Here is a 14637-nt window from a genome sequence, read left to right as displayed (position 1 = left end):
CTTTGTAGTAGCGGGAAAATGAACGGGGGTATCAGCCTTCGATAACGGCGAGAATTTCGTTCTCGCTCATTACCAGCAGGTCTTCGCCGTCGACTTTCACAGTGTTGCTGCCGGAGTAAGGACCGAACACAACCTTGTCGCCCACTTTCACGGACAGTGCACGCACTTCACCGTTTTCCAGTACGCGGCCGGTGCCTACAGCGAGGATTTCGCCGCTGTTGGCTTTTTCAGCAGCCGAACCTGGCAGGACGATACCGCCAGCGGTTTTCTTTTCTTCTTCGCTGCGACGGATGACGACGCGGTCATGCAGAGGACGAAGCTTCATTGTCGATCTCTCCTAATTGTGGTTTTCATCGGCCGGTGTAGTCCCGGCGGGTTTAACAAAGGCCGGCGGTGCCGGTTGCGGTTCGTCAAGCGAACCGCGGAAGTCTGTCTGGCTTGTTCGCCAGAAACCTTGCGGTGACCGTTACATAAGGGCGCATAAGCTTATTACAAGGGCGGCGATGAAAAATTTTTCAGGTCGATGCCCCGCAAACGAACACGGCACCCGAAGGTGCCGTGTCGATGTGCGTATTACTTGGTATCGCGGTGTTCGAACTCGCCTTCGATCACGTTGGGCTCGCGGCCCAGCGGCTCGCGAGGCGCCGGGCCGCCACGGGCCTGTAGGTCGTCGGCGAACGCTCGCTGACGCATCGCCTGCTCTTCGGCGCGCTGGCGCATTTTATTGGCCAGCAGGCGACGACTGAACGGCAGCAGCATGAACAGGCCGATCACATCGCTGATGAAGCCCGGAAGAATCAGCAGACCACCGGCCAATGCCAGCATCAGGCCTTCGAGCATGGTCTGGGCCGGCAGTTCGCCGCGGCTCAGGCTTTCACGGGCACGCAGGGCCGTGGCCAGGCCGGCGATGCGCAGCACAAACACGCCGAACATCGAGCCGAGAATGATCAGCAGCAGGGCCGGGAAGAACCCGATGGACCCTGCCACCTTGACGAATACGAACAGCTCCAACACCGGGAACAGCAGAAAGAGCAACAAAAAAGGGCGCATCAAATGGTTCCTCAACGCAAGAATGCCTTGCCAGTTCACCTTAGATGACGTCGCCGTTTCGTGAATTCAAGCGTCGGCCACTTCATTTTTCGGCCAATGATCGGCGTGAGCCAGAGAAACCAAGGCTTCGCGAACTTGTGTCGGCGTATTACAAGGCGCTTGGAACGGTAACCAGTACAGACTTTGACCGATGCGCAGGTGCATGCCTTCGCAATCGATGCCGACCATTTGCGCCGGCACGTTTTTCGGCAGCCCGGCCAGATCGACGTAATGGGCGATGGCCTTGGCGTGATCGGCGTTCATGTGCTCGACCATGCTCACTTCGGCCTTGCCGGCGAATGGGTTGGCCAGGGTCAGCTCGTTGACCCAATGAATCGCGCCAAAACCGCCGATGTAACGGTGGCGTACAGGCTCAAGCACCCAGAAATCGAAATCGTGGGCCTTGTGATAACCCTTCGACTCCGGGAAGTAGCGGTAGTAACGCTCGGAGGCCGCGTCGATGGCGGCTTCGTCTTCGAGCTGCTGCGCCTCAGCCAGGTAAGTCAGTCGACCAACGGCCTGGACATCTTCGGCACCACGTTCGCCGACAAAGAGCGAGCATTTCGGATCTTTTTGCAGATTATGAGTGTGCTGGGCGATGCGGCTGATCAGGATCAGCGGCCGGCCCTGCTCGTCCAGGCAGTACGGAACCACGGAACCGAACGGAAAACCGGGCATTGATTTGGAGTGCGTCGAGAGCACCCCACGGTATTCCTTGAGAAGCAATTCTCGTGCATGCTTAGCCGCTTCAACGCTCAATTTATGACTCCTTAAATAGAATCCGTCAGAAAAACGGACGAGCTGCTGGCGAAAGTCCCAGCACGCCATCGGGGGCAGTTCTCATGTGCAGCCAAGCCAGGTCAGGCGCAGATCGAGAGGCTCTCTAAAGGAAACCACTCAGACCTGCTACCGGGGCATGCGAATGCAACTCACTGACAAAGTAATCATTATCACTGGCGGTTGCCAGGGTTTAGGCCGCTCCATGGCCGAGTATTTCGCAGGCCTGGGCGCGAAACTCGCGCTGGTGGACCTGAACCAGGAAAAACTCGACGACGCCGTCGCGGCCTGCAAGGCCCAAGGTGTCGAGGCCCGCGCCTACCTGTGCAACGTGGCCAACGAAGAGCAAGTGACCCACATGGTTGCCCAGGTCGCTGAAGACTTCGGCGCGATCCATGGCTTGATCAACAACGCCGGGATCCTGCGCGACGGCCTGTTGCTCAAGGTCAAGGATGGCGAAATGACCAAGATGAGCCTGGCCCAGTGGCAGGCCGTCATCGACGTCAACCTGACCGGCGTGTTCCTGTGCACCCGTGAAGTCGCGGCGAAAATGGTCGAGCTGAACAACACTGGCGCGATCATCAATATCTCGTCGATTTCCCGCGCCGGCAACGTCGGTCAGACCAACTACTCCGCCGCCAAGGCCGGTGTTGCTGCGGCGACCGTGACCTGGGCCAAGGAGCTGGCACGCTACGGCATTCGCGTCGCCGGCATTGCACCGGGCTTCATCGAAACCGAAATGACCCTGGGCATGAAGCCTGAAGCGCTGGAGAAGATGACTGCGGGGATCCCGCTCAAGCGCATGGGCAAGCCTGAGGAAATCGCCCATTCGGCGGCTTACATCTTCGAGAACGACTATTACACCGGTCGGATTCTGGAGATGGATGGCGGGTTGCGGATCTAAGACGCGACAAAGAACAACTGTAGGAGCGAGCCTGCTCGCGAAGGTGTGTCAGGCACCGCGGTGTCGAATGATGCACCTTCGCGAGCAGGCTCGCTCCTACAGGGATTCGTATTTCAGCTTATTAGTCGTCGCTGACGCTGATGTTCGGCATCGCAGGCGTCAACGCTTCCTGCAACACGATCCGCGCGCCGACATGGCGGGCCAGTTCCTGGTAAACCATCGCAATCTGGCTATCAGGCTCGGCGATCACTGTTGGCTTGCCGCCATCGGCCTGCTCGCGGATGACCATCGACAGCGGCAGCGAAGCCAGCAGTTCAACGCCATACTGATTAGCCAGTTTCACACCACCGCCTTCGCCAAACAGATGCTCGGCATGTCCGCAGTTGGAGCAGATGTGCACGGCCATGTTCTCCACCACGCCCAGCACCGGGATGTTGACCTTGCGGAACATTTCCACGCCCTTGCGTGCGTCCAGCAATGCCAGGTCCTGCGGGGTGGTCACGATCACCGCACCGGCCACTGGCACTTTCTGCGCCAGGGTCAACTGGATGTCACCGGTGCCTGGCGGCATGTCGATGACCAGGTAATCCAGGTCACCCCACGCGGTCTGGGTGACCAGTTGCAACAGGGCGCCCGAAACCATCGGCCCGCGCCAGACCATCGGCGTGTTGTCGTCGGTGAGGAAAGCCATGGACATCACTTCGACGCCATGGGACTTGAGCGGAACGAACCATTTCTGATCCTTGACCTCGGGCCGGGTACGCTCGGGTATGCCGAACATGATGCCCTGGCTCGGGCCGTAGATGTCCGCATCGAGAATCCCGACCTTGGCGCCTTCCCGGGCCAGAGCCAGGGCCAGGTTGGCCGCCGTGGTGGATTTGCCCACGCCGCCCTTGCCGGACGCCACGGCCACCACGTTTTTCACGTTCGCCAAGCCGGGAATCTGCGCCTGAGCCTTGTGCGCGGCGATCACGCTGGTGATTTCGACCTTGGCACTTGCCACGCCATCCAGCCCCTGAATGGCCATTTCCAGCATCTGCGCCCAGCCACTCTTGAACAGACCGGCGGCGTAACCCAATTCAAGCTGAACGCTGACGCGGTCGCCCTGAATCTCGATGTTGCGCACGCACCCGGCGCTGACCGGGTCCTGGTTCAGGTAAGGGTCGGTGTATTGGCGAAGGACGGCTTCCACCGCTGCGCGATTGACGGCGCTCATGGGCAACTCCGAAAACAGGACTGGAAAAGATAGTGGGTATCGTACCTGTTCTGCGCCCGAGGCGGCATGCCTGTAGACCATTTGTTGCGAAGGCATTCATGTGGCGAGGGGGCTTGCCCCCGTTGGGTGGCGAAGCCGCCCCAATCCCGGCAGCCCGGTTCCGACAATTGGATCGCATCAGCCTTATTACGACTGCTGCGCAGTCGAACGGGGGCGAGCCCCCTCGCCACAGTTTTCACCAGCTATGCATCCGGAAACAGGCTCACAGGGTGAAAAATATGCGCCGGCGCTTTATAGTGGCCGACCTCCGTTTCATCAAGTAGCCGAGCCCCATGTCCGAGCCACGCAAGATCCTCGTCACCAGCGCCCTGCCCTATGCCAATGGTTCGATTCACCTCGGCCATATGCTGGAATACATCCAGACCGATATGTGGGTGCGCTTCCAGAAGCACCGCGGCAATCAATGCATCTATGTCTGCGCCGACGACGCCCACGGTTCGGCGATCATGCTGCGCGCGGAAAAGGAAGGCATCACCCCGGAACAACTGATCGCCAACGTCCAGGCTGAACACAGCGCCGACTTTGCCGACTTCCTGGTGGACTTCGACAATTTCCACTCCACTCACGCCGAAGAAAACCGTGAGCTGTCGAGCCAGATCTACCTGAAGCTGCGTGACGCCGGGCACATCGCCACGCGTTCGATCACCCAGTACTTCGACCCGGAAAAGAAAATGTTCCTGGCCGACCGCTTCATCAAGGGCACCTGCCCGAAATGCGGCACCGAAGACCAGTACGGCGACAACTGCGAAAAATGCGGTGCGACCTACGCACCGACCGACCTGAAGGATCCGAAGTCGGCGATCTCCGGCGCCACACCGGTGCTCAAGGATTCCCAGCACTTCTTCTTCAAGCTGCCAGACTTCCAGCAAATGCTGCAAACCTGGACCCGCAGCGGCACCCTGCAGGATGCCGTCGCCAACAAGATCGCCGAATGGCTGGATGCCGGCCTGCAACAGTGGGACATCTCCCGCGATGCACCGTATTTCGGTTTTGAAATCCCCGACGAGCCGGGCAAGTACTTCTACGTGTGGCTGGATGCGCCGATCGGTTACATGGCCAGCTTCAAGAACCTGTGCAACCGCACGCCGGAGCTGGACTTCGACGCGTTCTGGGGCAAGGACTCCACCGCCGAGCTGTACCACTTCATCGGCAAGGACATCGTCAACTTCCACGCCCTGTTCTGGCCAGCCATGCTCGAGGGCGCGGGCTACCGCAAGCCGACCGGCATCAACGTGCACGGCTACCTGACTGTCAACGGTCAGAAAATGTCCAAGTCCCGCGGCACCTTCATCAAGGCCCGGACCTACCTGGACCACCTGTCGCCGGAATACCTGCGCTATTACTACGCGGCCAAGCTGGGCCGTGGCGTTGATGACCTCGATCTGAACCTCGAAGACTTCGTGCAGAAGGTCAACTCCGACCTGGTGGGCAAGGTCGTCAACATCGCCAGCCGTTGTGCCGGTTTCATCAACAAGGGCAATGCCGGCGTAATGGTCGACACCAACGCCGCGCCTGAACTGACCGAAGCCTTCCTGGCCGCCGCGCCAGGTATCGCCGACGCCTATGAAGCCCGCGACTTTGCCCGTGCCATGCGCGAGATCATGGGCCTGGCCGACCGCGCCAACGCCTGGATCGCCGACAAGGCGCCGTGGTCGTTGAACAAACAGGAAGGCAAACAGGATGAAGTCCAGGCCATCTGCGCCACAGGCGTCAACCTGTTCCGCCAACTGGTGATCTTCCTCAAGCCGGTGCTGCCGCTGCTGGCCGCCGACGCCGAGGCGTTCCTCAACGTCGCGCCGCTGACCTGGAACGATCACGCGACCTTGCTCGGCAATCACCAGCTGAACGAGTTCAAGCCGCTGATGACCCGCATCGACCCGGTAAAAGTGCAAGCCATGACCGACGCCTCGAAAGAAGACCTGACCGCCAGCCAGACCGACACTGGCGAAGCCGCACCTGCCGGCAATGGCGAACTGGCCAAGGATCCGCTGTCGCCGGAAATCGAGTTCGACACCTTTGCCGCTGTCGACCTGCGTGTCGCGCTGATCGTCAAGGCTGAACACGTGGAAGGTGCCGACAAGCTGTTGCGCCTGACCCTGGATATCGGTGACGAGCAACGCAACGTGTTCTCCGGGATCAAGAGCGCTTACCCGGACCCGTCCAAGCTCGATGGGCGCCTGACCATGATGATCGCCAACCTCAAGCCACGGAAAATGAAGTTTGGTATCTCCGAAGGCATGGTGATGGCGGCAGGCCCTGGCGGAGAAGAAATCTACCTGCTCAGCCCTGACAGCGGCGCCAAGCCTGGCCAGCGCATCAAGTAAGGTCTGCGGCAAATCGATCCCACAGTCGTGCCTGGCGCGGCTGTGGGATTTTCATGTCTGGCCCACCCTCCCGCCTTGCCGGATAATGCCTAAGCTTTTTAGACCATCTCCTGTAGGAGCGAGCTCGTTCGCGATGGTCGTTAACGATTATGCGTGTCCACAGGTTGAACGCAGCGCCCTTGAGTCCATCGCCGGAACGCCGCCCGGACCAAGCTCGCTCCTACAAAAACTACCGTTCTTGTCGGCACGAACAATGACCGAAATCCTGCTTACGCTTATCAGCGCTGCCCTGATCAACAACCTCGTGTTGCAATGGCCATTGGCCGTCGATCCACTGTTGGCCGGTCAGCGTCGTCAGGTACATGCCCTGGGCATTGCGACGACATGCCTGATGCTGGTCGTGGGCATGCTCGGCTACGCGCTCTATCAATGGATGCTGGTGCCACTACAATTGACGCCGCTGCGTCTGTTTGTGTTTCTGCCATTGAGCGTGCTGCTGATCAGCCCGTTGCTGAAGTTGCTGGCGCGGTTGTTTTCGACACTACCATTCGAAGGCCTCTGGCCGTTGCTGCTGGGCAATGCTGGCGTACTCGGCGTGGCCCTGCTCAATGCTCAGGAAGACAAGGGTTTTTTTCACGCCACTGCCTTGAGCCTCGGTGCAGGGTTGGGCTTCTGGCTGGTGTTGAGCCTGTTCACTGATTTGCGTGAACGCACGGCCGACAACGATGTTCCCCTGCCCTTTCGCGGCTTGCCGATCGACCTGATTGGTGCCGGCCTGATCGCAGTGGCTTTTCTCGGATTCAGCGGACTGATCAAAACATGAGTCTGATTCAATGCATCGACGCACTCTTGCCGCAAACCCAATGCGGCAAGTGCGGGCACCCCGGGTGCAAGCCGTATGCCGAAGGCATAGCCAGCGGTGAGCCGATCAACAAGTGCCCTCCCGGAGGCAACGAAACCATCGCGGCCCTGGCTGAACTGCTGAAGGTGCCGGTGCTGGAGTTGGATATCACTCGCGGCTCGGCACCTGCGCAGATCGCCTATATCCGCGAGGCCGAGTGCATTGGTTGCACCAAGTGCATTCAGGCCTGCCCGATCGATGCCATCGTCGGCGCGGCCAAGCTGATGCACACGGTGATCATTGATGAGTGCACCGGTTGCGATCTCTGCGTGGCACCGTGCCCGGTGGACTGCATCGAAATGCGCCCACTGCAGCCGAACACTGTACTGCCTGTTGTCGGGGGCCTGGCCCTCACACCGCAGGCGCGGCAGGCCCGCAACCTCAAGCGCGATCACGCACGGCGCCGCTTCGAACAACGCAATGCCCGCTTGCAGCGTGAGGAGCAACAGAAAATCGCCGAGCGCCAGGCAAGGCAGCGAGCCGCACAACCTGCCGAGACGACAGCCGACCCGGTGCAGGCAGCCCTCGAGCGCGTCCGCGCACAGAAAACCGCCAATGCCGATGCCGCGCTGAAAAAGGCCAAGATCGAGGTGGCGATGAGTCGGGCGCAGTTGCACAAATCGCTGAAGGCCTTCGGGCATCCGCCGACCTTCGAACAGCAATCGCAGTTGATCGCACTGCAACAACAGTTCGAAGCCGCCGAACAAAACCTGGCGCAACTGGAAAGCGCCGCTCCACCTTCCCCTGCACCGACGGTCGCGGCTGCGTCGTCAAATGATGCCGATCTGAAACGGGCCAAGATCCAGTTGGCCATGCGCCGCGCCGAACTCAAGAAGGCTCAGGCCAACGAAGCACCAGCGGAACAAATCGAAGCCCTGGAACGCGCACTCGGTGAAGCCGAACGCCTGGTGGACGCCCATGCCAGCCCTTGACGCGGTGGATGATCGCCTGCAACAGGCGATGAAACTGGTGCTGTTGGCCACGCTGCCGGGAATCCTGGCGGCGTTCTGGCTGTACGGCTGGGGTGTGTTGATCAATCTGCTTCTGGCGGCCACTGCCGCGTTGGCCGTCGAGGCCGCCGTCGTGCAATGGCGCAAGCAGCCGCCGGGGCCAACTTTGAGTGACGGTAGCGCGCTGGTCAGTGCCACATTGCTGGCTCTGGCACTGCCGCCTTACTGCCCATGGTGGCTGACCCTCAGTGCTGCCGCTTCTGCGATGGTGTTCGGCAAGCACTTGTATGGTGGCGTCGGTTCGAATCCCTTCAACCCGGCGATGCTTGGCTTGGCTCTGGTACTGGTGACCTTTCCCCAACCAATGACCCATTGGCCATTGCCCCATGGCATGGATCTGTTGAGCGGCCTGCAGCACGTGTTTGGCATCGGCCATGTGCCGGATGCGTGGGTGCAGGCCACGGCACTGGACAGTCTGCGGATCAACAAAAGCCTGACCATGGATGAACTGTTTGCCGGCAACCCGGCATTCGGCCACTTTGGCGGCCGGGGGGTGGAATGGGTGAACCTGGCCTTTGTGGCGGGTGGAGCGTTTCTCCTGCAACGAAGGGTGATCAGCTGGCATGCACCGGTCGGCATGCTGGCCAGCCTGTTCATCATCAGCCTGTTGTGCTGGAACGGCTCGGGCTCCGACTCCCATGGCTCGCCGTTGTTTCATCTGCTGACCGGCGCGACCATGCTGGGTGCGTTCTTCATCATCACCGAACCGGTGTCCGGCGCCAGAAGCCCTGGCGCGAAACTGTTGTTCGGCGCTGGTGTTGGGCTTCTCACTTATCTGATTCGTACCTGGGGTGGCTACCCGGACGGCATCGCCTTCGCTGTGCTGTTGATGAACCTGTGCGTGCCGGCGCTGGAGCGGTTCGTGGCGGCCAGGCAACAGCCGGAGGCGCCATGAACCGGACATCAAGCATCGCGCTTGTGGTGCTTTTGGCCGCACTGGGCCTTGGCGTGACGTACTTCGTACAACTCGGCAGCGCGCCACGCATTGCAGCCGAACAGCGCCTGATCGACAGCCGTAACCTGCTGGACCTGATCGCGCCGGACAGCTACGACAATCAACCACTCGAACACCCCATAACGATAGAAGCGATCGCACTGACCAACAGCACCTTGCTGGGTGGTTATCTGGCGACCCGGGCCGATCAGCCCGTCGCGGTCTTGCTGCGCAGTCAAACCCTTGGCTACGCCGGTGCCATCGACCTGTTGATCGCAGTCGACGCCAATGGCAGGTTGCTGGGCGTCAAAACCCTCAAACAGTCGGAAACACCTGGACTGGGGGCTCGGATCGCCGACTGGCCCAATGCCTGGCTCCAGGTTTTTTCCGGCAAGTCTCGAACAGAACCCGGTGACAGCGGCTGGGCGCTGAAAAAGGATCAGGGACAGTTCGATCAGATCGCAGGCGCAACCATCACCTCAAGAGCGGTGATCAATGCCGTCCACGATGCCTTGCGCTACTTCGATGAACACCGGCAACAATTGCTCGGAATCCCTGCCCATGGATAACTCATCGACTCTGCGCAACGCCTTGATGCTGACGCCACTGATCGGCGTCACCCACTCGCTGATGACTGCAGTTGGCCTGTGCCTGATGTTCATGGTGGTGACTCAGTTGTTCGGTCTGGCCATGGGTGCCCTGCGATCTCGACTGGTCCCGGCGACCCGTATGCTGGCCAGTATCCTGTTGGCAGCCACCCTCACCAGTTGCGCGGAACTCATGGCACAAGCCTGGTCGCTGCAATGGCAGCAGCATCTGGGGATTTATGGAGCCTTGATCGCCTTGCAATGCGTTGTACTGGAACACACCGGGGTCTTTCAGAGCGATTGGCGTCAACGCCTGCGACTCAATAGCCTGTTTGCCACGCTGATGATCACGCTGGGCCTGCTGCGCGAACTCATCGGCAACGGAACACTTGGAAACCATCTATCGTGGCTGTTCGGTGCAACGCAAACTGACTGGCATGGCTGGGTGCTGGTGGCTGACGGCGGGCTGCGCCTGACCACACTGGTCCCTGGCGGGTTCATCCTGCTCGGACTCATGATCGCCGCCTGGCAGGCCTGGCGCCCGACGCCCACACATTGATTGCCTTCGAGGAAACGCACCGCCCATGAATGCCGCAAAACGTCTGGAAATCTTCCGCCGACTGCACGAGGACAACCCGGAACCAAAGACCGAACTGGCCTATTCCTCCCCCTTCGAATTACTGATTGCCGTGATTCTCTCGGCGCAGTCCACCGATGTCGGCGTCAACAAGGCCACAGCCAGGCTTTTCCCGGTCGCCAATACCCCGGCAGCGATGCATGCCCTGGGTGTCGAAGGGCTGTCGGAGTACATCAAGACCATCGGGCTGTACAACAGCAAAGCGAAAAACGTGATCGAAACCTGCCGTTTGCTGGTCGAGCGTCACGCCGGCGAGGTCCCACAAACCCGCGAAGAGCTGGAAGCACTGCCCGGCGTCGGCCGCAAGACCGCCAATGTGGTACTCAATACGGCATTCCGTCAGCTGACCATGGCCGTCGACACGCATATTTTCAGGGTCAGCAACCGGACTGGCATTGCTCCCGGCAAGAATGTGGTGGAAGTCGAGAAAAAACTGATGAAATTCGTGCCCAGGGAGTACCTGCTCGACTCCCATCACTGGCTGATCCTTCATGGTCGCTATGTTTGCCTGGCCCGCAAGCCCCGATGCGGAAGCTGCCGGATCGAGGACTTGTGCGAATACAAGCACAAAACCTCCGACGATTGAGGCGCTATTGGGTTTATTGATTTGTCGATTGAAAAAATCTTTTTTACCCGCCGGGAGAATGTCGATATAAGGGGCGCCAAAGGCCTTCTTAGCCTGGAGCAACTAAATGAGTACTGGCAAAGAGCAATTAGACGTAGAAGACGATTTCACCACCGCCGAAACCGATGACGCTGAACCGGTGGTTGAAGTAGCGAAAACTAATCTGAGCAAACGCCGCACCATCGACAACCTGCTGGAGGAGCGCCGACTGCAAAAGCAATTGGCCGATTACGATTTTGATTTATGACACCTGAAAGCCTCCCGAAACGGAGGCTTTTTTTTGCTAAGTGCCGTACCCCGATAGGCGCCCCTTGTCGCGCAGTTATGCCATCACACCAGACCATTGCGTTGTGCCAGTTCGATCAGATCGACCAGAGACCGCGCATTCAGCTTGAGCAACAGGCGGGTCTTGTAAGTACTGACTGTTTTATTGCTGAGAAACATCCCATCGGCAATCTCTTTATTGGTCTTTCCTCGGGCCAACTGCTGCAGGACCATCATTTCCCGCCCCGACAATCGATCGACCATATCGGCCTCACTGGCATTCCCCAAACTGCATCGTACGGTATGCAAGGCTTGATTAGGAAAGTAACTGTAGCCTGACAAAACGGCCTTTATTGCACTGAGCAACTCCGTGAGATCTTGTTGTTTGCAGACATAACCGGCTGCACCGGATTGCATGCAACGCATCGAAAAATGTCCCGGCGCCTGGGAAGTCAAAATCAGCACTTTCATCGGCATTGAAGTCGAAGACAAACGCGCGATAACTTCCAACCCGTCCAGCTTCGGAATCCCGATATCCAGAATGACAATGTCCGGCATAAGTTCTCGGGCTAGTTGCAGTGCGTCCACACCATTATCGGTTTCTGCAATAACTTCGTAGCCATGACGCTCCATTAGCATACGTACCGCAAGACGAATGACGGGGTGATCATCCACGATCAGCACTTTATTCATGGGCAAGTCCAATTTTCGCTGTTCGAATTTTTAGAGCCCGCACAATAGCCTAGTCGTTTCACCCATGGCATGTCGCCCCTCCCGGCCACCCACACCAAGAGACATCCCCTACAAACAACACGGATTCCTCCTACAAAAATCCCTCGAACAGAATGAATTTAAAACTGTATCAGCGTCAGTGTGTCGCACTTTCCAGCAGCCACCTGTGTCGATTTACGACCAGATTTTTTCGAGAGCCAGCTTGATCCGATCGCGCCCTGACAAACACTAGCCCCTACCTTTCCGCTAAAACGTAACTGATATTTTCGCACACAACACTCACACCAGAAATATCACACACTTCGCATCCAATTACTCTTACAGCAAATAATATTTTTTGAGCAATCATTAAAACACGCCAAAAATTCAAGAAACCGAAGAGCAATACAGCAAACAAATAAAAACCTGTTAAAAACCAGCAGACAATCATAATCACTACAATAGGCATCACATCGAACCAACTTCATAAACCACTCGAGAACAGACAACCCAGCATGAGTACAGAATATGATAAAAAAACGAATCACCAACCCAATGACAATTATCGCGATATTCGCAGCGCTCTCTGAAACGTCGGCAGCCGTCTCTCTACCCTTCCTTGATCAGGAGGAAAGAGAACTCTACGTCTGGTTCCTGATCAGCTTTCCGTTTTATTTACTTTTGCTTTTCTTCGCGACACTCAACTTCAACTATAAATCACTTTATGCACCCTCCGATTTTGAAAAGGGAAAGCACTTCATGAAGGTCATGGATGATGTTGGGCGCTCGGAAAAAAAAGCGTCCGCAAAACCACCTGAAAACCCCACACTGGAAACGTCAGCGAATGACTGGCGGTCAGCCCGAACGCCCTGTGGCGCACAGGACCCGCCAACCGGGATTGGTCTGCAAACCACTGTCTCTGTTCAGCATCACCTTCAGTTACCGGAACCGGTAAAAGACCTGTACATCGTTGATGTACGCTGGATGAGCGAAGAGGTCGAGTTTGGAGCGCTGCTGGAAAAAATCCAGAGGCCACGGGAAAAGACGGCGTACGTGATTCTGTTTGTCACTTGTGCCGTTTCGGAGAAATTACTGAAAGCCAGTGCGCTTGGACATACAAAGCAGGCCAGCAAACGCGGTGCCGCCTTTTATGTGGCCTACAATCCGGACTCGCACAGATTGTCGGTCATCGATCACGCCGGGCAACCGGCGAACAGCAACCTGTAGTACAGGTCAGGCCATCGAGAAGGAGAAAAACAGTAAATCATCAGCGGAAACGAAAACACCCGACAACACAGTAACTGGTATCACACTCCGTTTTCAGGTACCTGACCTCGTCGAGGACGAGGTCAGGTATCCATCACGATATCAAAGGTCTCAGAACAGCTTCCGGCCTTTGTTCGCCGCAATGCGCATGCGCAGGGCGTTGAGCTTGATGAAGCCCGCGGCATCCGCCTGGTTGTACGCGCCGCCATCTTCTTCGAAGGTAGCGATGTTGGCGTCGAACAGCGAGTCGTCGGACTTGCGGCCAGTGACGATCACATTGCCCTTGTACAGTTTCAGGCGCACAACGCCGTTCACGTTGACCTGGGACGCATCGATCATCTGTTGCAGCATCAGACGCTCAGGGCTCCACCAGTAGCCGGTATAGATCAGGCTGGCGTACTTGGGCATCAGCTCGTCCTTGAGGTGAGCCACTTCGCGGTCCAGGGTGATCGATTCGATCGCACGGTGGGCACGCAGCATGATGGTGCCGCCAGGGGTTTCGTAGCAGCCACGGGACTTCATGCCCACGTAGCGGTTCTCGACGATGTCGAGACGGCCGATACCGTGCTCACCACCGATACGGTTCAGGGTCGCCAGCACGGTGGCCGGAGTCATTTCGACGCCGTCCAGCGCGACGATGTCGCCGTTGCGGTAGGTCAGTTCCAGGTACTGCGGCTTGTCTGGAGCGTTTTCCGGGGAAACGGTCCAGCGCCACATGTCTTCTTCGTGCTCGGTCCAGGTGTCTTCCAGCACGCCGCCTTCATAGGAGATGTGCAGCAGGTTGGCATCCATGGAGTACGGGGACTTCTTCTTGCCGTGGCGCTCGATCGGAATCGCGTGCTTCGCGGCGTAATCCATCAGCTTTTCACGGGACAGCAGGTCCCACTCGCGCCAAGGAGCGATCACTTTCACACCTGGCTTCAAGGCGTACGCACCGAGCTCGAAACGAACCTGGTCGTTACCCTTGCCGGTGGCGCCATGGGAAATGGCGTCTGCACCGGTTTCGTTGGCAATTTCGATCAGGCGCTTGGCGATCAGCGGACGAGCGATGGAAGTACCCAGCAGGTACTCGCCTTCGTAAACGGTGTTGGCGCGGAACATCGGGAAAACGAAATCGCGCACGAACTCTTCGCGCAAGTCGTCGATGTAGATCTCTTTGACGCCCATGGCCTGAGCCTTGGCGCGTGCAGGTTCGACCTCTTCGCCCTGACCCAGGTCAGCGGTGAAGGTCACTACTTCACAGTTATAAGTATCCTGCAGCCACTTGAGGATCACCGAAGTGTCCAGGCCGCCGGAATACGCCAGAACGACCTTGTTTACGTCCGCCATGCC

Annotated in this window: 17 protein-coding genes; 10 read left to right on the top strand and 7 right to left on the bottom strand. The window is 58.3% G+C overall.

The genetic code is table 11. The features are described from left to right. Positions 1 to 31: 31 nt before the first annotated feature. The 3 genes from AC1RP7_RS09925 to AC1RP7_RS09915 all read right to left on the bottom strand — a co-directional run bounded on the left by AC1RP7_RS09925 (position 32) and on the right by AC1RP7_RS09915 (position 1848). Positions 32 to 325, bottom strand: a complete 294-nt coding sequence (locus AC1RP7_RS09925; protein ID WP_007985847.1) for a co-chaperone GroES — start codon at positions 323 to 325, stop codon at positions 32 to 34. Positions 326 to 573: 248 nt separating this feature from the next. Then, positions 574 to 1050, bottom strand: coding sequence for an FxsA family protein (locus tag AC1RP7_RS09920; RefSeq protein WP_008053539.1), 477 nt, complete (start codon positions 1048 to 1050; stop codon positions 574 to 576). 66 nt (positions 1051 to 1116) lie between these two features. Next, positions 1117 to 1848 (bottom strand): HugZ family pyridoxamine 5'-phosphate oxidase, encoded by a 732-nt coding sequence (locus tag AC1RP7_RS09915; protein ID WP_492587581.1) that lies wholly within the window; start codon positions 1846 to 1848, stop codon positions 1117 to 1119. Between the two features lie 163 nt (positions 1849 to 2011). On the opposite strand from AC1RP7_RS09915, the gene AC1RP7_RS09910 reads away from it, so the two are divergent. Continuing rightward, positions 2012 to 2770, top strand: a complete 759-nt coding sequence (locus AC1RP7_RS09910; RefSeq protein WP_223501961.1) for an SDR family oxidoreductase — start codon at positions 2012 to 2014, stop codon at positions 2768 to 2770. A 121-nt stretch (positions 2771 to 2891) separates the two neighbouring features. Here the strand turns inward: AC1RP7_RS09910 and apbC are convergent, their stop codons facing one another. Continuing rightward, positions 2892 to 3986, bottom strand: coding sequence for an iron-sulfur cluster carrier protein ApbC (apbC, locus tag AC1RP7_RS09905; RefSeq protein ID WP_223459660.1), 1095 nt, complete (start codon positions 3984 to 3986; stop codon positions 2892 to 2894). Positions 3987 to 4318: 332 nt separating this feature from the next. Here apbC and metG point away from each other — a divergent pair, with 332 nt between their 5' ends. The 8 genes from metG to AC1RP7_RS09865 all read left to right on the top strand — a co-directional run bounded on the left by metG (position 4319) and on the right by AC1RP7_RS09865 (position 11311). Further along, a complete protein-coding gene (metG, locus tag AC1RP7_RS09900; protein ID WP_056726133.1) occupies positions 4319 to 6370 on the top strand; it encodes a methionine--tRNA ligase in 2052 nt (683 codons plus the stop codon). A 253-nt stretch (positions 6371 to 6623) separates the two neighbouring features. Continuing rightward, entirely contained in the window at positions 6624 to 7193 is a 570-nt protein-coding gene (locus AC1RP7_RS09895; protein WP_154860461.1) for an electron transport complex protein RnfA, read from the top strand. Then, positions 7190 to 8203 (top strand): electron transport complex subunit RsxB, encoded by a 1014-nt coding sequence (rsxB, locus tag AC1RP7_RS09890; protein ID WP_407514598.1) that lies wholly within the window; start codon positions 7190 to 7192, stop codon positions 8201 to 8203. Before AC1RP7_RS09895 ends, rsxB begins: the two co-directional genes overlap by 4 nt. Beyond that, on the top strand, positions 8190 to 9176 hold the full coding sequence (locus AC1RP7_RS09885; protein WP_057713442.1) for an RnfABCDGE type electron transport complex subunit D: 987 nt from the start codon (positions 8190 to 8192) through the stop codon (positions 9174 to 9176). Before rsxB ends, AC1RP7_RS09885 begins: the two co-directional genes overlap by 14 nt. Continuing rightward, a complete protein-coding gene (locus tag AC1RP7_RS09880) occupies positions 9173 to 9784 on the top strand; it encodes an RnfABCDGE type electron transport complex subunit G (protein WP_493181242.1) in 612 nt (203 codons plus the stop codon). Before AC1RP7_RS09885 ends, AC1RP7_RS09880 begins: the two co-directional genes overlap by 4 nt. Continuing rightward, the gene (locus AC1RP7_RS09875) at positions 9777 to 10361 is read left to right on the top strand and encodes an Rnf-Nqr domain containing protein (protein WP_493181244.1); all 585 of its coding nucleotides are present in this window, start codon (positions 9777 to 9779) and stop codon (positions 10359 to 10361) included. The genes AC1RP7_RS09880 and AC1RP7_RS09875 overlap by 8 nt, the downstream gene beginning before the upstream one ends. Positions 10362 to 10386: 25 nt before the next feature. Continuing rightward, entirely contained in the window at positions 10387 to 11025 is a 639-nt protein-coding gene (nth, locus tag AC1RP7_RS09870) for an endonuclease III (RefSeq protein WP_102671233.1), read from the top strand. Between the two features lie 106 nt (positions 11026 to 11131). Beyond that, complete coding sequence (locus AC1RP7_RS09865) at positions 11132 to 11311, top strand: PA3496 family putative envelope integrity protein (protein WP_007972325.1); 180 nt, start codon at positions 11132 to 11134, stop codon at positions 11309 to 11311. Between the two features lie 83 nt (positions 11312 to 11394). Here the strand turns inward: AC1RP7_RS09865 and AC1RP7_RS09860 are convergent, their stop codons facing one another. Together AC1RP7_RS09860 and AC1RP7_RS09855 are read right to left on the bottom strand one after the other, a co-directional pair. Continuing rightward, the gene (locus AC1RP7_RS09860; RefSeq protein ID WP_008053528.1) at positions 11395 to 12021 is read right to left on the bottom strand and encodes a response regulator transcription factor; all 627 of its coding nucleotides are present in this window, start codon (positions 12019 to 12021) and stop codon (positions 11395 to 11397) included. Between the two features lie 274 nt (positions 12022 to 12295). Further along, positions 12296 to 12508, bottom strand: a complete 213-nt coding sequence (locus tag AC1RP7_RS09855) for a hypothetical protein (RefSeq protein WP_493181245.1) — start codon at positions 12506 to 12508, stop codon at positions 12296 to 12298. 59 nt (positions 12509 to 12567) lie between these two features. On the opposite strand from AC1RP7_RS09855, the gene AC1RP7_RS09850 reads away from it, so the two are divergent. Continuing rightward, positions 12568 to 13266 carry a hypothetical protein gene (locus AC1RP7_RS09850; RefSeq protein ID WP_407514590.1) on the top strand — a complete coding sequence of 233 codons (699 nt, stop codon included), beginning with the start codon at positions 12568 to 12570 and terminating at the stop codon, positions 13264 to 13266. 150 nt (positions 13267 to 13416) lie between these two features. On the opposite strand, the gene AC1RP7_RS09845 is transcribed toward AC1RP7_RS09850, so the two are convergent. Further along, positions 13417 to 14634 carry an argininosuccinate synthase gene (locus AC1RP7_RS09845; protein WP_007972320.1) on the bottom strand — a complete coding sequence of 406 codons (1218 nt, stop codon included), beginning with the start codon at positions 14632 to 14634 and terminating at the stop codon, positions 13417 to 13419. Positions 14635 to 14637: the final 3 nt, after the last annotated feature.

The sequence above is a fragment of the Pseudomonas sp. GW822-FHT01E03 genome (assembly GCF_058802985.1).
This window is presented reverse-complemented; position numbering and strand designations above follow the sequence as displayed.

Excerpts from the sequence above, each read along its gene's own strand:
- AC1RP7_RS09925 (WP_007985847.1), bottom strand. The coding sequence starts at position 325 with ATGAAGCTTCGTCCTCTGCATGACCGCGTCGTCATCCGTCGCAGCGAA.
- AC1RP7_RS09920 (WP_008053539.1), bottom strand. The coding sequence starts at position 1,050 with ATGCGCCCTTTTTTGTTGCTCTTTCTGCTGTTCCCGGTGTTGGAGCTG.
- AC1RP7_RS09910 (WP_223501961.1), top strand. The coding sequence starts at position 2,012 with ATGCAACTCACTGACAAAGTAATCATTATCACTGGCGGTTGCCAGGGT.
- apbC (WP_223459660.1), bottom strand. The coding sequence starts at position 3,986 with ATGAGCGCCGTCAATCGCGCAGCGGTGGAAGCCGTCCTTCGCCAATAC.
- metG (WP_056726133.1), top strand. The coding sequence starts at position 4,319 with ATGTCCGAGCCACGCAAGATCCTCGTCACCAGCGCCCTGCCCTATGCC.
- AC1RP7_RS09895 (WP_154860461.1), top strand. The coding sequence starts at position 6,624 with ATGACCGAAATCCTGCTTACGCTTATCAGCGCTGCCCTGATCAACAAC.
- rsxB (WP_407514598.1), top strand. The coding sequence starts at position 7,190 with ATGAGTCTGATTCAATGCATCGACGCACTCTTGCCGCAAACCCAATGC.
- AC1RP7_RS09885 (WP_057713442.1), top strand. The coding sequence starts at position 8,190 with ATGCCAGCCCTTGACGCGGTGGATGATCGCCTGCAACAGGCGATGAAA.
- AC1RP7_RS09880 (WP_493181242.1), top strand. The coding sequence starts at position 9,173 with ATGAACCGGACATCAAGCATCGCGCTTGTGGTGCTTTTGGCCGCACTG.
- AC1RP7_RS09875 (WP_493181244.1), top strand. The coding sequence starts at position 9,777 with ATGGATAACTCATCGACTCTGCGCAACGCCTTGATGCTGACGCCACTG.
- nth (WP_102671233.1), top strand. The coding sequence starts at position 10,387 with ATGAATGCCGCAAAACGTCTGGAAATCTTCCGCCGACTGCACGAGGAC.
- AC1RP7_RS09865 (WP_007972325.1), top strand. The coding sequence starts at position 11,132 with ATGAGTACTGGCAAAGAGCAATTAGACGTAGAAGACGATTTCACCACC.
- AC1RP7_RS09860 (WP_008053528.1), bottom strand. The coding sequence starts at position 12,021 with ATGAATAAAGTGCTGATCGTGGATGATCACCCCGTCATTCGTCTTGCG.
- AC1RP7_RS09855 (WP_493181245.1), bottom strand. The coding sequence starts at position 12,508 with ATGCCTATTGTAGTGATTATGATTGTCTGCTGGTTTTTAACAGGTTTT.
- AC1RP7_RS09850 (WP_407514590.1), top strand. The coding sequence starts at position 12,568 with ATGATAAAAAAACGAATCACCAACCCAATGACAATTATCGCGATATTC.
- AC1RP7_RS09845 (WP_007972320.1), bottom strand. The coding sequence starts at position 14,634 with ATGGCGGACGTAAACAAGGTCGTTCTGGCGTATTCCGGCGGCCTGGAC.